Here is a 15,470-nt window from a genome sequence, read left to right on the forward strand (position 1 = left end):
ACGTCAAAAAGACTCAAAAAAACTATATGGACGTGAGAGTAGTTTTTGGGCTGGTATGAGGAAACACAAAAATATAATTAACTCGTTTTGTACTTTCTACAAGAGTAGCTTAAAAGGCTGCTCTTTTTTTGCTTTTTATCAAATTTATATATACCTATACAAACATCTATAAGCTCATATAAGATAAAGATGTATAAATATAAAAATTAGTTTAATCACAAAAATCGCATTTTAAATTGTGATCCTTGCAAGCTAAATTACGAACTTCACTAGGAAGTTTCCCCTTGTATCTTTTGTAATAAATGGAAAATTTGCTATGGGATGTGTATCCAACAGACTCTGCTATTTCCTTTATAGGTAGTTCGGTATTTAAGAGAAGAGTTTCAGCTACATTCATTCTTTTTCTTTGGGTGTATTCTGTAATGCTTTGACCATATTTTTCTTTGAACAAATTTTTTAATTTTGTTCCGCTCATTTTAGATATTTTTTCAAGGGTTTCTTGATTTACATTCATAGTGAAATGATCATCTAAAAATCTTGCTACATCTTCAAGTGCTTTATTATCATCGGACTTAATTTTATATTTATTTCTATTTAAGTAGGTATCTATAACAATGCTTACCCATTCATTTGCTTTGGCTTTAAAGAAAAAATCAGCGGCAGGAGAGTCCATCTTACAATTTAATATTTCCATTGCCACTTTTTCTAAGGATTTTGTAAGAATTATTTGATTCGGTTGAAGTAAAGCTGAATAAAATGATTCTGGATTAATGTTAATATATGCTAAATGTTTTTCTATTAGTTCTTTTTTAAAACCAATGGAAACAGCAAGATAACAACAATTCTCGTGTAATAAAAAAACGAAATTATCTCTTATGTTGTTAAAGTCAAAAGTACATAATGAATTTGCGGTAAGTGTTTGATAGGGATTAAATTTTTCTCCGTTTGCACTGACAATGTAGCTTGAATAAATTGAAACATAATCTGTCATGCTATAAGTGCTATTTTGAATTACTTCTTCTCTGATATAAAAATCATGGACATCAATAATAAATCCATCTCCTTCATAGAACCAATAAAGCCCTTCTGCAGAAGTAGAGTCCTCTTTATTCCAACAAAAAGTGTGCCCTGCACTTGAATACTTCTTATTGTTTTTACATTCATCTACTTTCATATATTCTTTTACAGAATCATAATATGACATAATACACCTATCCCTTTTATACAATATTCCAATTAGCTTTATTAATCCAAAACTATTGTATTAGCAATTATAACCTATATTATATAATATGAAAGCAATGTTACTTATTATCAAACAAGGAAATTTATATCTAAAAGGGATATTAAATAAAGGAGATATGATTATGAAGATTTACAAAAAACTATTTGCTTATGTACAGGATAAAAAATATCTTGGGGTTTTAGCTATAGTTTTTTCTGCTATATCTGCTGCACTTACGGTATATGGATATTATATAATCTACAAATTTCTAGATAAGTTAATAATTAATTCAAATTTATCTGGTGCAGAGAGTTTAGCATTAAAATCTGTTATTACACTAACCAGTGGAGCAATATTTTATTTTGTTTCAGAAATGTTTTCACACATCCTGGGATTTAGACTTGAAACAAATTTAAGAAAAAGAGGGATCGATGGTTTAGAGAAAGCTAGTTTTAGGTTTTTTGACTTGAACCCTTCTGGTCAAATTAGAAAAATCATAGATGACAATGCCGCACAAACTCATCAGGTAGTAGCTCACATGATTCCAGATAGTTCTCAGGCAATAGTTACACCCATACTTGTCCTTGTACTAGGCTTTATAGTAAGTATAAGAGTTGGCATAACCTTGCTTGCTCTTACAATAATTGGTGGCTTAATTTTAGGGGCGATGATGGGCGAGCAAGAATTTATGAAAATATACCAAGAAGCCCTATCTAAACTAAGTGCTGAGACTGTTGAATACGTTAGAGGGATGCAAGTTGTAAAAATATTTAGAGCAAATGTAGAGTCCTTTAAAAGTTTTTACAAGGCGATAAAAGATTACTCGAAATACGCTTATGATTATTCCCTATCTTGTAAAAAGCCTTATGTTTTGTACCAATGCTTATTTTTTGGACTGATTGCGATTTTAATTATTCCTATAATTTATTTTATGGCTAGCTTAGGTAGTACCAAGGTGATTTTACTTGAACTTATCATGATTTTATTTTTATCAGGAGTTCTCTTTGTTTCATTTATGAGAATGATGTGGTACTCTATGTACATTTCTCAAGGCAATTATGCAGTGGATACTTTAGAGGCGCTTTATGAAGATATGCAAAAAGACAAATTAGTGCATGGTAATGTCAATAATTTTAAAAACTATAATATAGACTTTGAGAATGTTAGCTTTGCTTATAACGATAAAGCTGTCATTGAAAATTTATCCTTTAAATTAGAAGAGGGAAAGTCCTATGCACTAGTCGGTTCATCTGGATCAGGTAAATCAACAGTGGCAAAACTTATATCAGGTTTTTACAATGTTAATGAAGGAAACATAAAGATAGGCGGGATAGCAATAAGTGAATATTCTGACGAAGCCTTAATTAAAGCCATTTCCTTTGTCTTTCAAGATTCAAAATTATTCAAGAAAAGCATTTATGAAAATGTAGCCTTAGCTAATAAAGAAGCGACAAGAGATGACGTTATGAGAGCCTTAAAATTAGCAGGATGCGATTTGATATTAGACAAATTCCCAGAAAGAGAAAATACAATCATAGGCTCAAAGGGAGTTTATTTATCTGGCGGCGAAAAACAAAGAATTGCCATTGCCAGAGCAATTTTAAAGGATTCCAAAATTATTATTATGGATGAAGCATCGGCATCAATTGACCCAGATAACGAATTTGAATTACAAAAAGCTTTCAAAAATCTTATGAAGGATAAAACAGTTATTATGATTGCTCACAGGCTTTCTACAATTAAAGACCTTGATGAAATTCTTGTAATGGATAATGGCAAGATAATAGAAAGAGGATCAGATCAAGAGTTAATATCAAAAGATTCAAATTATAAGAGACTGCAAGAGATGTTTAACAGTGCGAATGAATGGAGGGTTTCAAATGAAGGAGTTTTATAAAAAAAGATTTGCTCTTACAGATAAAGGAGCAAGAAATTTAAGTAAAGCAACACTATCCTCATTTTTCGTTTATTGTATAAACATGCTTCCTGCCATATTACTAATGATTTTTGCTCAGGAAGTTTTGGAAAATATGGATAAAAGCAAGGGATTTTATATAGTATTCTCAGCCTTGACCTTGATAGCAATGTATATTTTGCTTTCAGTCGAATACGATAAATTATATAGCACAACCTATCAAGAAAGTGCAGACTTAAGAATAAGGACAGCGGAGAATTTATCAAAACTACCTCTATCATACTTTTCTAAACATGATATTTCAGATCTAGCCCAAACAATCATGGCTGACATTGAAGGAATAGAGCATGCAATGAGCCACTCGATACCAAAAGTGGGCGGTATGGCACTCTTCTTCCCACTTATATCCATCATGATGTTAGTTGGCAATGTAAAGATGGGTTTAGCTGTAATTATTCCAACGATATTAAGTTTTATATTTATACCACTATCTAAAAAACATCAGGTTAAGGGACAAAAAAGACATTATGATATTCTAAGAGAAAACTCAGAAAGTTTTCAGGAAAATATCGAAATGCAAATGGAGATTAAAGCCTATGGCTTATCAGAGGAAATGAAGGAAAAGCTGTATGAAAAAATGGAGAAAAGTGAAAAAGTCCACTTAAAGACAGAAATAGGACTTATTTTAACTATGTCTATATCTTCAATATTTAGCTTTATTTCCCTTGCAGTTGTAATATTTGTTGGCGTAAATCTAATTATTAATAAAGAGATAAGCGCCCTCTACCTTATAGGATATTTACTAGCGGCTATGAAGATAAAAGACGCTCTTGATGCATCTAAAGAGGGAATGATGGAGATATTTTATTTATCGCCTAAAATTGAAAGATTAAAAGAAATTCAAAATCAAGATTTACAAGAAGGCGATGACTATGAACTAAAAAAATTTGACATTGATTTAAAAGATGTTGAATTTGCCTACAATAAAGACACAAAAGTTTTAAATGGTGTAAGCTTTAAAGCTAAGCAGGGAGAGGTAACTGCTTTAGTAGGAGCAAGTGGTTGCGGCAAAACAACTATATTGAAACTTATATCAAGACTTTATGATTACGACGAGGGACAAATCTTAATCGATGGCAAAGATATAAAAGAAATATCAACAGAATCCCTTTTTGATAAGGTGTCTATTGTTTTCCAAGATGTAGTTCTATTTAATCAAAGCGTTATGGAAAATGTTAGGATCGGAAAGCAAGATGCAAGTGACGAAGAAGTTAAAAGAGCAGCAAAACTTGCAAATTGCACAGATTTTATAGAAAAATTGGATAAGGGTTTCGATACAGTTATTGGTGAAAACGGTGCTGAACTATCAGGCGGAGAAAGACAAAGATTATCAATAGCCAGAGCCTTCTTAAAAGATGCACCGATATTGATCTTAGACGAGATAGCAGCAAGCCTTGATGTTGACAATGAGAAAAAAATTCAAGAGTCTTTAAATAATCTAATTAAAGATAAAACTGTTGTCATCATTTCACACAGAATGAAATCCATAGAAAATGCAGACAAGATTGTAGTTCTTGAAAACGGAAAATTAGAAAGTGAAGGCAAACATGAAGAGCTTTTACAAAAATCAAAAGTTTATAGGAACTTAATAGAAAAAACAAAAATGGCAGAAGAATTTATTTATTAGGAGGACAGAAGCAAAGACTTGCAATAGCATCTGTTATGTGGAAGTATTCTCCGTTTGTCTATTTCGAAGAACCCAAAAGTGTTATGGATTATTCCAATATGATAAAAATATCGGCAGTCTTCGGATGACCTTTAACTTTTTGCTTAGTTTAACGCAGCAAATCATATAATTGAAAGAAATCAGCGTTATACGCTATAATTAAATTGATAATTAATATCATCCAAGTGTAAGGAGGCGTTTAATTATGACTTTATACAAGAGTATATTAATTGGTATTTTGGGTTCATTTCTAATGTTTTTGGGAGACATGACCCTATATTATGATCCAAATGATTACGATGGCAAGGATACTATAAATAATATTATTGGCATAATGAAAAATGTTAGCATAAAAAGATTATACATTGGTGGTCTTTTAGGTCCAATAGCTGCCTTTATATATTGCATTGGATTTTATCATATTGTTTTATCATGTCAGGAAAATTATTTAAATCTTGCTTGGTTTGTATTTTTAATAAATATCTTGGGAATGATACTTGGTGGAGCTTATCATATTCAATGTGCCTACTTAGGCTTATTATCTAGGTACGAAAACAAAGAAGTTTTTGATGAGTTTTTAAAATTTTTAAAACTTCAAGCAAAAATAGTTTTTGGGATTATGGCTATAGCAAATATAGCAATAGCAGTGTTAATTTTATTTGGATTCACCGTATTTCCAAGATGGCAGGCCTTATTTACACCGATATTTCTTTTGATTTTTACTCCAATTGTTGGAAGATTGCCAAAGGGACTGCATATGATTATTCGCGGTGGTTGGCTTAACATAATTTATTTTGTTTACTACTTATCTTTATTGATAAACTATACTAATATGAATTTATAAGCTTATAAAGTAAAGGGTTAGAATCATTATTTTAGTTGATACAGGGGAATTTTATAAAATTTATTATTTAAAGGAGAATTTTTTATGAAACAGTCAAATTTTATTGATAAGAGTACAAAACCTGATTATAGAAACTGGGTTCCTGCAAGTTTACTTAGGAATTTCATCGGAGGGACTATAATTACTTTTATTCTCTTTATAATTTTCGCAGGGACAGACCTTGTTCTCAGTGGAACTCCTAGGATTATCTGTGGAATTATTTTAGGAATTGCAGTCTTAATCCTTCTATTTTTTTCAATGATGCTTTCCTTTATGTATCGAACCTTTGATTACAAGGGCAAGAGGAAGCTTGCTAAAGTCATAATAGATGGGACTGCTGACTATGTAAAGATCCCGGACGGCGGCGTTGGACTAGATGTAGGATGCGGTAGCGGTGCACTTACCATTGCTTGCGCAAAAAGAAATCCAAAAGCGACCATGGTGGGCTGTGATATTTGGAGCGGTTCATATAAAGGGGAGTTTTCTAAAAAGATTTGTGAGGACAATGCAAAGGCTGAAGGTGTTTCTAATGTGAGATTTGAAGAGGGCAATGCAGTGAATCTTCCATTTGAAGATGAATGCTTCGATGTGGTGACAAGCAACTACGTTTATCACAATATAATGGGACATAATAAGCAAGAACTTTTACTAGAAACATTTCGTGTACTTAAAAAAGGTGGCGTTTTTGTTATTCATGATTTGACAAATAAATCAAGATACGGAGATATGGATAAATTTATCGAAAGGCTTAAAAAAGATGGCTACGAAGATGTGCAATTAATTGATACAACAAAGGGTCTTTTTATGGGTCACAAAGAAGCTTTATTGTTAGGACTTTACGGCTCAACTCTTATTATTGGAAAAAAATAAAATAGTATATAAATTACTATAAAAATTTGGAAAATTGATGGGGTATGTAAGATGAAATATAAGGGTTTTTATTTCTTATTATTTAAAGGTCCGATGAAAAAAGTTCTTATAGAAAAGTATGGTAAAGTATATGCTTCGGATATTATTAGAAAGAGCAAAGGTGTCTATAGAGATTTGGTTGAGAATATGGATGACATCGGTGCTGATAACCCAATGGTTTACAATGAAATGTTTGCTCTAGTATTTGTATCTCCATATTTAGCAAGTGAGAAAAAAATTCCGCCAGAAACCATCCGAGAAATGATGCGCAAATCTCTTTATTCTGTCAAATGGTTTTTTTCCTTAATTAATCTAAATACTAAGAGAGGAAAAGAGGCCAATAAGAAAAATATTCTTAAGTATTACAAGTGGTACACAGAAAAAAAGGAAAAACAATATCCAACTTCTTTTAAAGTGGACTTTGTTGACCAGCCTTATGATGGAGCTTGTTATTATAGAATTACCCGTTGTCCGATTTGTGCTTACACAAAAAAGCTTGGAGTTTTTGAACTAATGCCTCTTTTTTGTGAACTAGATGAAGTCATGATAAAACTTCAACATGGAGTTTTACATAGAAAAGAAACCATCGCTAAGGGAGGAGACTACTGCGATTTCTTCATTCTAGGAGACAAAGAGTAATAGATAATTTATTATTTTTAGTCTATTTGATTTAAAAAATTTTAATTAAGGGAAAAGAAATGAATATCATTACCTATGGAAATAGAAATAATAAGTCAATATTATTTATTCATGGCCTTGCTTCAACTGCAGATCGATGTTTCAAACCGTTGCTTCCTTATTTGCAAGATTATTTTGTAATTTTCTGTGAATTGGACGGACATTATGGAAGTAATCCAAAAGATTTAACTTCAATGAAAGAAACCATAGATTCCATAGAGAGCTACATATTAAATGAAATGAGCGGGAGTCTCTATGGACTATGTGGATTTTCTATGGGAGCGACCATCGCAGTTGAACTCATTGGAAGAGGAAATATTTCTGCTTTGAGAGTCCTATTAGATGGGGCGATTACTGCCGACTTGGGCTTGATGGCAAGGCCATTTACCTGTGCTTTTATTATTGGGACAAGTAGAATTAAAAATAAAAAGCCTCTACCTAAATTTTTATTAGATAAGCTTATGGGCAAGGATAATCTAAGCGTAATAGAAATGATGTATCCGCAAATTTCAAAAAAGACGATTAAAAATGTCTGCAAGTTTATCTATCATTACAAAGTTCCAAAAACTTTAACCAACTTTTCAAATCCGGTAATGTTTTGGCGAGGAAGTGAAGAGCCTATCCCTGGAAAAAGTGAAAAGATTTTAAGAGAGTATCTTCCGCAAATGAAGACAGAGGTGTTCGAAGGAATGGGCCACGGACAATTTCTCCACGAACATCCAAAAGAATACGCTGAGAAGCTAAAGATCTTTTTGGAAAACAAATAAGGAGCATATTATGGATATAACACGAGCAATATTAGATGGAATTGCAATGGCTGCTATCTTTAATGGTGCAGTGGCAGCTTTTGTATTGATTAACCCGAGGTTTTTCTTCGATTCCTATCCAAAAGAAATACAAAATTCGGCTCCAGAAAAGATGACGAAAGAAGAAAAAAGAATAAATGCAATACTTACGATTATAATTTCAGGAATCGTATTTATATATGGAGTGACCTCTCTTTTACATACGGGAATAAGAGAGCTTAGAGATCTTTTCTGGATGAGCTATATTCAGTGGATAATATTAAACTTGGGAGATTTCTTTTTATTGGATGTACTTTTGTTCCAAGGAAAGTACAAGGATAGGATAGTCATACCGGGCACAGAAGGACATGAGGACTACGAATTTGGAAATTGGATGAAACATTTGGCCATTAAGGAACATTTTATCTTGGTGCCATTTTTATTAATTCCAATCGCATCCATAGTAGAAGCGTGGCTAGTGATTCTACTTGGATTATAAAATAAAATTTGAAAGAAAGGAATAAAAGAAGCAGCAATAGAAAAAGCTTTTGTTGAAAGCTATAGGCAATTATGCCATGCAGATTCAACGATAATAGATGACTTTTTAAAATTGTTGAAGAAGAAATTAATGATAACACTTTATTTAAAGATCTGAAAAAGATAGAAAACTAATTAAATAGAATCATTAGTCAAGAAAAAAGTTAGTTGATCTTCATTTAGAAGATAGTATAGACGAAGAAGTTTATGCTAAAAAGTATAAAAAACTTACAAAGCAAAAAGAAGAATTACTTGATGAAAAGAAAACACTGGAACTAACAATAAAAGATGAAAACTCTATCAAAGAAAGATTAAAGCAATTTGAAAAGATCTTAGAGAATAGAGAAATTATAGAGGAATTTAACAGAATAGTATTTGAAAGCATAGTTGATAAAGTCGTGGTGGGTAGAATTGATAAAGACGGAACAGTTCATCCTTATGACTTAACATTCTATTTCAAAACAGGAGTTAAAGATAGTCAAAATTCTAATAATTTCAAAGATAAAAGAAAAAATGCTAAAGATAATGATATTAATAAATTGTGCTCCTACAAGAATGACGAGGATAAAAAATTATGGTCCCAATCAAAAGACAACACATGTTGAGACGGTGGTATTGATGTCGAGGAAATCAGGATGAACGGCTTGAAACGCTCAGATTGTTGTCAAATAGTACTGTAACTGTAGTTTCGATGTCCATGGAGGAATAAACCACGAGAGAGGATAAAAAACATGAAGCATAGAATGAATCTTAACGATGCTCCGTTTCGGATGATAAAAAGCGGAGAAAAGACGATAGAGCTTCGCCTGTATGACGAAAAAAGGAGAACGGTCAAAATCGGAGACATGATCGAATTCGTCTTGATGGGAAACTCCTCAGAGCGTTTGAATGCACAGGTGACAGACCTGCATGTGTTTAAGTCTTTTGAAGAGCTTTATCACGAGCTGCCTCTGCTGAAATGCGGCTACACAGCTCAGAATATCGGCACGGCGTCACCGGCTGATATGGACATTTTTTATACAAAAGGCGAGCAGCAAAAGTACGGCGTGGTCGGCATTGAGCTTCGCCCTATACAGCCGCTCCAGACAGAGCGGCTGATTCTCCGTCCTTGGAAAGAAGCGGATGCGGAAGAGTGTTATAAATACGCAAAAGATCCACGTGTAGGTCCTATTGCCGGATGGCCGGTGCATACAAGCGTGGAAAACAGTCGTCAGGTTATCCTGGATGTGCTGATGGTGCCCGAGACTTACGCCATCGCGCTGAAGGAGACAGGACTACCTGTTGGCAGCATTGGTCTGCATTTTCACAGTGACCTTGCTGAAAAGGATGACGAGGCGGAGCTTGGATATTGGATGGGTGTACCCTACTGGGGCCAGGGTCTTGTTACGGAAGCAGCAAGGGAACTGTTGCGCTACGCCTTTGAAGATATGAAACTTTCCCGGGTGTGGTGTGGCTACTATGATGGCAACGAGAAATCGAAACGTGTGCAGGAGAAGCTTGGATTCAAGTATCAATGGACAACCGAGGAAGTACCTGTGCCGCAGATGGATGGACTTCGTAAGGGACACGTCAATATGATGACGAGAGAGGAATGGGCAGGCTTCATTACGCATAATACGCCGTCTTTGGAAGACCGCTAGAATGGTGTAGATGTTCTTTATGACGATATTGCTATCGATAATCCGGTAATTAAGATGTTTCAAAAGTATACTTTTAACGAAATGGGATGTGCTGAAACTGCAAAAGCCTATGTATGAACAATTATTTGAATTTAAAGGAATATAGCGATGCAACATGACTGTTGTTTTAGAGATTGAGATAAGTGGTTTAGATATAGAGCAGCAGCAATTATAGTCGAAGATAATTGCGTCTTGTTTGCAGGAAATAAAGTCAATGACTATTACTACTCCATAGGCGGAGGAGTTCTTTTAGGGGAAACATCTGAGGAGGACGTAAAAAGGAAAGTATTTGAAGAAACCGGGGTCAAATATGAGGTAGATTATCTTGCTGTGGTACACGATAATTTCTTTGCTGGAAGTTCCGACTTAAAGGGCTACGACTGCCATGAGATTGCCTTCTATTACATGATGAAACCGAAGGGCAATAAGAATCTTATCAGCCAGAGCGTTACTATGGGCAGCGTATAAGAGACTATGCACTGGATACCTATTGATGAACTTTATAATTACAAAGCTTTTCAATCTTTTATGCAAGAATAACTCCAATTAGATCATATCGGAGTTAAACATATCATTACAGATGAAAGAGCTTAACAAATCCAAGTTCGCAGCGCACTTGGACACATACTCTCCAGCGATACTCCTCTTGCCGGCCTACCTCCTGCAATGAGCGTACAGACAGGCTTCTTGATTCATGGTTATCATCAGGGTAGTCTTGATACATTGTGAGTGTATAGTATTGTTGTTAAGAAAATAGTATAGGTGTTGATTAGGGTGATAGAATAGTTAGTTTATAGGATATAACTAATAATCAGTAAAATTTTTATGGATATAGATCGGGAAAAATAAAGATCTTCAAAATATAAGTAAATTACAATTTGATTTTTGAGAAGTGATAATAAGATTTATTAACATAGGAAGTTTTGAGAGAGGTACTTAATGAATTTACTAAAGATAATACTTATAGTAGTGGGAGTCGTTTTTACTACATTTGGATATTTGATCTATTTTAAAGAAAAATATAATTTGATTAACGGTTTTGAGGCGGATTATAAATCTGGAAGAAAGACAGAATACTATGCTAAAAAGGTAGGATTGGTAGAACTTATCATTGGCATTATCTTTATTTTAATTGGGATTTACATGATAATCATTAAATAAATGCCTCCTCCTTTGTCTATCTATTAATTTTTGAGGACGTCGAAATAGAGAACTAATTATATATAATTAGTTTGGAAAATTTATATGATAAATAGAAGATTTGAAAAATAGATATAAATGTGTATTATAATACTTAACAGTACCCGACACGCCTCTTAACAACGCGGACCAAGTCGGGTCTTTTGATTTTACTTAATAGGCTTAAATATATTTAGTATAATATTATCATAAGCAATTGAGGATAATCGTGAGCAAATAAAAAATAAGTAGTTAAGTTAATAACTACTTATTAGGAAATCCTGAAATTGCAAATATGGAATCAATTGATATACTAGTAAATTTATCTTCATATTTATTTTTGATGGAGCTAATTGATGAGATTAAAGATTGGTATTCTTTTTCAGGAATAACTAGTTTAAGGACCAATATTAAATCATGTAAATTTTTTCCAGTATAATTCTCATCAAAAAACTTTTCAAATATAGCGGTTTGACCAGCTTTATTCAATGAGAATGAATACATGACTTCATCATGGGCACAAACATTTCTGAAAAAATTACAGATTTTAATTATATCTATAAGTTCAGTCTTACTAATTTTTTCTTTAGACTGGTAACTCTCTTTATATCTCTCACCAAAATCTTTAGCAATTTTATTTTGAAGAGATTCATCTAGGGAATTATAAAAATAAGATATATTTCCTAAAGTAAGGAAATTTACAAGAACCCAAAGAGGGATGTGGTCATGCTTTTTTATATAATGCTTAATAGGTTTCTTGCCATTTGAATTTTTATTTTCTCTACTTATGGCATTGGATAATGTCCCTATATTTTTCAAAACATAATTTAGCTGATGCTTTGATGCAGAATAATTTTCAATTTGTAAGTAAGGATATAGTCCATCTCTGTATAAGTCTGAAAAATGATAAGCACAGGATGTTTTTAGAAGTTTCTCAAAACGGAGTAGAGAAGAAAAAATCACTTCTTTTAATTTACGATCCATTTCATGAAGAGCATAAATTTCTTCAAAACTACTACCAGCTTTATATACATCTTCTACCTCATTAGAAGATGTATTGTCTAAAAATGGATTTTTATAGCCATTGATAAGGTTATAATAATTAACTTGTGATAAAATAATTTTAGCATATTCTGGATTATTAATGTTTAAACCTCTATTTGAGAGTATTTCAATTTGTTCATCATAAGTTTTAAACGGTTTACTCATATACACACCTCATAAAAAAACGCCCCGCCACGTATGGCAAGGGCTTGTTCCTTAGCTAAATTATAGCAGAATTATACTTAAAGTCAAGGATTGTAAGAAATAATTTTTTATGATGTATAATCAGAGATAGATATGTTCCCACATACAAGGCTTTTGAAAAAGTTACAATTTTATCCATACTGACCACTCAAGCCATGTGGAGACTATAGCGTTAATGACAAAGATTCATAGTAGAGCGACAAATTAGAATTATAGGGAGAGTGAAAGAGGTGAACATTAAAGAAGAATTATTGGCATTACAGGATATTTCATATGCTGATTTTCAAGCGAAATTGACACCAAATATTCCGAGAGACCTATTTATAGGGGTTAGAGTTCCGGAGGCTAGGAAGCTTGCTAAAAGAATTATAGGGGAGCCGGAAACATTTAAATTTCTAAGAGATTTACCCCATAAATATTATGATGAAAATATGCTTCACGGACTCCTAATTTCTGAAATGAAAGACTATGATGCCTGTATTGAGGCAGTCGATGAATTTCTGCCTTATGTAGATAATTGGGCTGTTTGCGATATTATGTCTCCAAAGATTTTCAAAAAAAATAAAAAAGCACTTTTGGAAAAAATTAAAGAATGGTCCAAATCGGAAGAAGAATATACTTGCCGTTTTGGTCTTGAGATGTTAATGTCTCACTTTCTTGATGATGACTTTAAACCTGAGTATTTGGAGATACCTCTTTCTGTTAATAACGATGAGTATTACGTTAAGATGATGATTGCATGGTTCTTTGCAACGGCTTTGGCAAAGCAATGGGATGCAACCATAAAACACATTGAAGATCAGCGCCTAGACACATGGGCTCATAATAAGGCAATACAGAAAGCACGTGAAAGTAAGCGCATTACATCGAAACAAAAAGAATATTTAAAGTCACTTAAAGGATGACGAAATTTAGTTGATATTGAACTTTAACTTACACCTCCTAGGACATATTTTTTTGCATTTTCTACCATGCAAGGAGTGTTAAAATCAACTTTTCGATGTATGCTATCATCAGGTTAGTCTTAATAAATATTAAAATTGTTGTGGGTTCGACAAGAAAACAGGAAATTGAAGTTTTACTAGTAAAGTAAAATGATAATGGGAATGTTAAAACGCTAATTTATAAATATGTTCGATATGGAATTATTTCTAAATAGATTTGAATTATATGACTTTATTCTTCATAATATACTTAGATTAAGTTCCAAATTTGTTAAACAAGGAAAGTTTAGACTTATAATGAATAGCTTAACTTATTCGTTATGGATATATTCCCACATGCGAAGCTTTTGAAAAGTTTCAAAATTTATTCATACTGACCACTCAAGCCGTGTCGAGGCAGTGACACTGCTTGTGAAGGCGCGTTAGCGACTGAAGAAGCACCTGTCCTGTCCGTGCACGGATTGCCCAAGAATGACGAGCGAAGCGAGAAAATGATTGGATGCAATCGGCTGCTGAGAGTGTAGTATTGATGTCAAGAAAATAGAATAACAAGCTATAAAAGTGCTGAAATCAATAGCTTTTAGGATTTTAGAAGAAATCCTAAAAGCTATTTTTTATTGAAAAAGTACCTTGTGAGAACATATTAATAGTAAAATTCGTAGGGATGTGTAGACATATGGATATTTTAGGTGGAGTGAACAGGATGGATATTACGACTTGAAACATCGATTAATAAGTTGAAAAACATAAATAAGTTTGCAGATTAGCTAAATGTAATAGACTAACTATATGAAGTCAACAGTAAAATAACAAATGACAATTAAATAAAAATAGGTATGGAAAACAAGCCTAAGTAAATTAAGCAAATTTAAATAATAAGTATTTAATTCTGAGCATTAGATTTAAGATTAGTTTTTAGAAGCTTAAAAATAACTCTAATTAGTTTTTTAACAACATTGACAATCATCGATATGGAGTATATAATAAATATGAAATCGAAACTTATCGATATCATTGAAGTGTATCGATATATCAAATGAAGAAAGGGGTAATTATGAAAAAATCATACGCAGAGTTTGCACCTATATTCAAGGTTTTGTCTGATGAAACCAGGCTAAAAATAATTGATATGCTCTCATGTGGCGAGATTTGTGCCTGTGATATTTTGGATGATTTGAGTATTTCTCAATCAACCCTAAGTTATCACATGAAAAATTTAACGGATTCAGGCCTTGTTAACGCAAGAAGGGATGGGGCTTGGATGAGATATACTCTAAACCTTGAAAGAATAGGAGAGATTAAAGACTTCCTAGATTATATTACTGAAGATAAAGAAGACTGTATTTGTAAAAAACGTAAGGAAAAGTAAATGCTAAAGGAGTGTTAGTATGAAAAAAATGGTAATTTATGACCCAGCAATGTGTTGCTCAACAGGTGTATGTGGACCGTCAGTAGACAAGAACTTATTAAGGGTATCCACAGCGATTATTAGGTTAAGTAAAAACAATATAGAAGTAATAAGACACAACCTAAAAGAAGAACCACAACTATACGCTGAAAATGATAAAGTAAGCAAGCTGTTAAATGAAGAAGGAGTCGATGTACTTCCTATAACAATGGTTGACGATGAAGTAGTCAAAACAAGAGAATACCCTACAAATGATGAATTTGTTGAATTTTTGGATATACCAAAAGAATATATAATGTCTGGTTTAGCAATTCGAAAAATGAAAAAGAATGAAGAGAACAAATAGATAAGATA

Annotated in this window: 14 protein-coding genes and 1 pseudogene; 13 read left to right on the forward strand and 2 right to left on the reverse strand. The window is 32.8% G+C overall.

What is annotated here, in order from left to right; genetic code table 11:
- Nucleotides 1–211 precede the first annotated feature (211 nt).
- Nucleotides 212–1,204 carry a helix-turn-helix domain-containing protein gene (locus HMPREF9706_RS07710; protein ID WP_006908811.1) on the reverse strand — a complete coding sequence of 331 codons (993 nt, stop codon included), beginning with the start codon at nucleotides 1,202–1,204 and terminating at the stop codon, nucleotides 212–214.
- A gap of 163 nt (nucleotides 1,205–1,367) precedes the next feature.
- On the opposite strand from HMPREF9706_RS07710, the gene HMPREF9706_RS07715 reads away from it, so the two are divergent.
- The 10 genes and pseudogenes from HMPREF9706_RS07715 (at nucleotide 1,368) to HMPREF9706_RS07760 (ending at nucleotide 11,498) form a co-directional block, all read left to right on the forward strand.
- A complete protein-coding gene (locus HMPREF9706_RS07715; RefSeq protein WP_006908812.1) occupies nucleotides 1,368–3,122 on the forward strand; it encodes an ABC transporter ATP-binding protein in 1,755 nt (584 codons plus the stop codon).
- Complete coding sequence (locus tag HMPREF9706_RS07720) at nucleotides 3,106–4,827, forward strand: ABC transporter ATP-binding protein (RefSeq protein WP_006908813.1); 1,722 nt, start codon at nucleotides 3,106–3,108, stop codon at nucleotides 4,825–4,827. Before HMPREF9706_RS07715 ends, HMPREF9706_RS07720 begins: the two co-directional genes overlap by 17 nt.
- A 244-nt stretch (nucleotides 4,828–5,071) precedes the next feature.
- Nucleotides 5,072–5,710, forward strand: a complete 639-nt coding sequence (locus HMPREF9706_RS07725) for a DUF6796 family protein (RefSeq protein ID WP_006908814.1) — start codon at nucleotides 5,072–5,074, stop codon at nucleotides 5,708–5,710.
- Nucleotides 5,711–5,794: 84 nt separating this feature from the next.
- Complete coding sequence (locus tag HMPREF9706_RS07730; RefSeq protein WP_006908815.1) at nucleotides 5,795–6,619, forward strand: class I SAM-dependent methyltransferase; 825 nt, start codon at nucleotides 5,795–5,797, stop codon at nucleotides 6,617–6,619.
- Nucleotides 6,620–6,670: 51 nt separating this feature from the next.
- On the forward strand, nucleotides 6,671–7,297 hold the full coding sequence (locus HMPREF9706_RS07735; protein ID WP_006908816.1) for an L-2-amino-thiazoline-4-carboxylic acid hydrolase: 627 nt from the start codon (nucleotides 6,671–6,673) through the stop codon (nucleotides 7,295–7,297).
- Between the two features lie 59 nt (nucleotides 7,298–7,356).
- A complete protein-coding gene (locus tag HMPREF9706_RS07740) occupies nucleotides 7,357–8,103 on the forward strand; it encodes an alpha/beta fold hydrolase (protein ID WP_006908817.1) in 747 nt (248 codons plus the stop codon).
- A 10-nt stretch (nucleotides 8,104–8,113) separates the two neighbouring features.
- Nucleotides 8,114–8,620 carry a hypothetical protein gene (locus HMPREF9706_RS07745; RefSeq protein ID WP_006908818.1) on the forward strand — a complete coding sequence of 169 codons (507 nt, stop codon included), beginning with the start codon at nucleotides 8,114–8,116 and terminating at the stop codon, nucleotides 8,618–8,620.
- Nucleotides 8,621–9,389: 769 nt separating this feature from the next.
- Nucleotides 9,390–10,298, forward strand: coding sequence for a GNAT family N-acetyltransferase (locus HMPREF9706_RS09410; RefSeq protein WP_006908819.1), 909 nt, complete (start codon nucleotides 9,390–9,392; stop codon nucleotides 10,296–10,298).
- Nucleotides 10,299–10,505: 207 nt separating this feature from the next.
- Nucleotides 10,506–10,877: pseudogene (locus HMPREF9706_RS09320) on the forward strand (NUDIX hydrolase).
- A 399-nt stretch (nucleotides 10,878–11,276) separates the two neighbouring features.
- Complete coding sequence (locus tag HMPREF9706_RS07760; RefSeq protein WP_006908820.1) at nucleotides 11,277–11,498, forward strand: DUF3784 domain-containing protein; 222 nt, start codon at nucleotides 11,277–11,279, stop codon at nucleotides 11,496–11,498.
- Between the two features lie 282 nt (nucleotides 11,499–11,780).
- On the opposite strand, the gene HMPREF9706_RS07765 is transcribed toward HMPREF9706_RS07760, so the two are convergent.
- The gene (locus tag HMPREF9706_RS07765; RefSeq protein ID WP_006908821.1) at nucleotides 11,781–12,725 is read right to left on the reverse strand and encodes an Abi family protein; all 945 of its coding nucleotides are present in this window, start codon (nucleotides 12,723–12,725) and stop codon (nucleotides 11,781–11,783) included.
- Nucleotides 12,726–12,994: 269 nt separating this feature from the next.
- Here HMPREF9706_RS07765 and HMPREF9706_RS07770 point away from each other — a divergent pair, with 269 nt between their 5' ends.
- From HMPREF9706_RS07770 to arsD, 3 genes are all read left to right on the forward strand, one after another.
- Nucleotides 12,995–13,669 (forward strand): DNA alkylation repair protein, encoded by a 675-nt coding sequence (locus HMPREF9706_RS07770; protein ID WP_006908822.1) that lies wholly within the window; start codon nucleotides 12,995–12,997, stop codon nucleotides 13,667–13,669.
- Between the two features lie 1,093 nt (nucleotides 13,670–14,762).
- Nucleotides 14,763–15,077, forward strand: coding sequence for an ArsR/SmtB family transcription factor (locus HMPREF9706_RS07775; protein WP_006908823.1), 315 nt, complete (start codon nucleotides 14,763–14,765; stop codon nucleotides 15,075–15,077).
- A gap of 19 nt (nucleotides 15,078–15,096) precedes the next feature.
- Nucleotides 15,097–15,462 carry an arsenite efflux transporter metallochaperone ArsD gene (gene arsD, locus HMPREF9706_RS07780; protein ID WP_006908824.1) on the forward strand — a complete coding sequence of 122 codons (366 nt, stop codon included), beginning with the start codon at nucleotides 15,097–15,099 and terminating at the stop codon, nucleotides 15,460–15,462.
- Nucleotides 15,463–15,470: the final 8 nt, after the last annotated feature.

It is taken from the genome of Facklamia hominis CCUG 36813 (assembly GCF_000301035.1).
Taxonomy (GTDB): Bacteria; Bacillota; Bacilli; order Lactobacillales; family Aerococcaceae; genus Facklamia; species Facklamia hominis.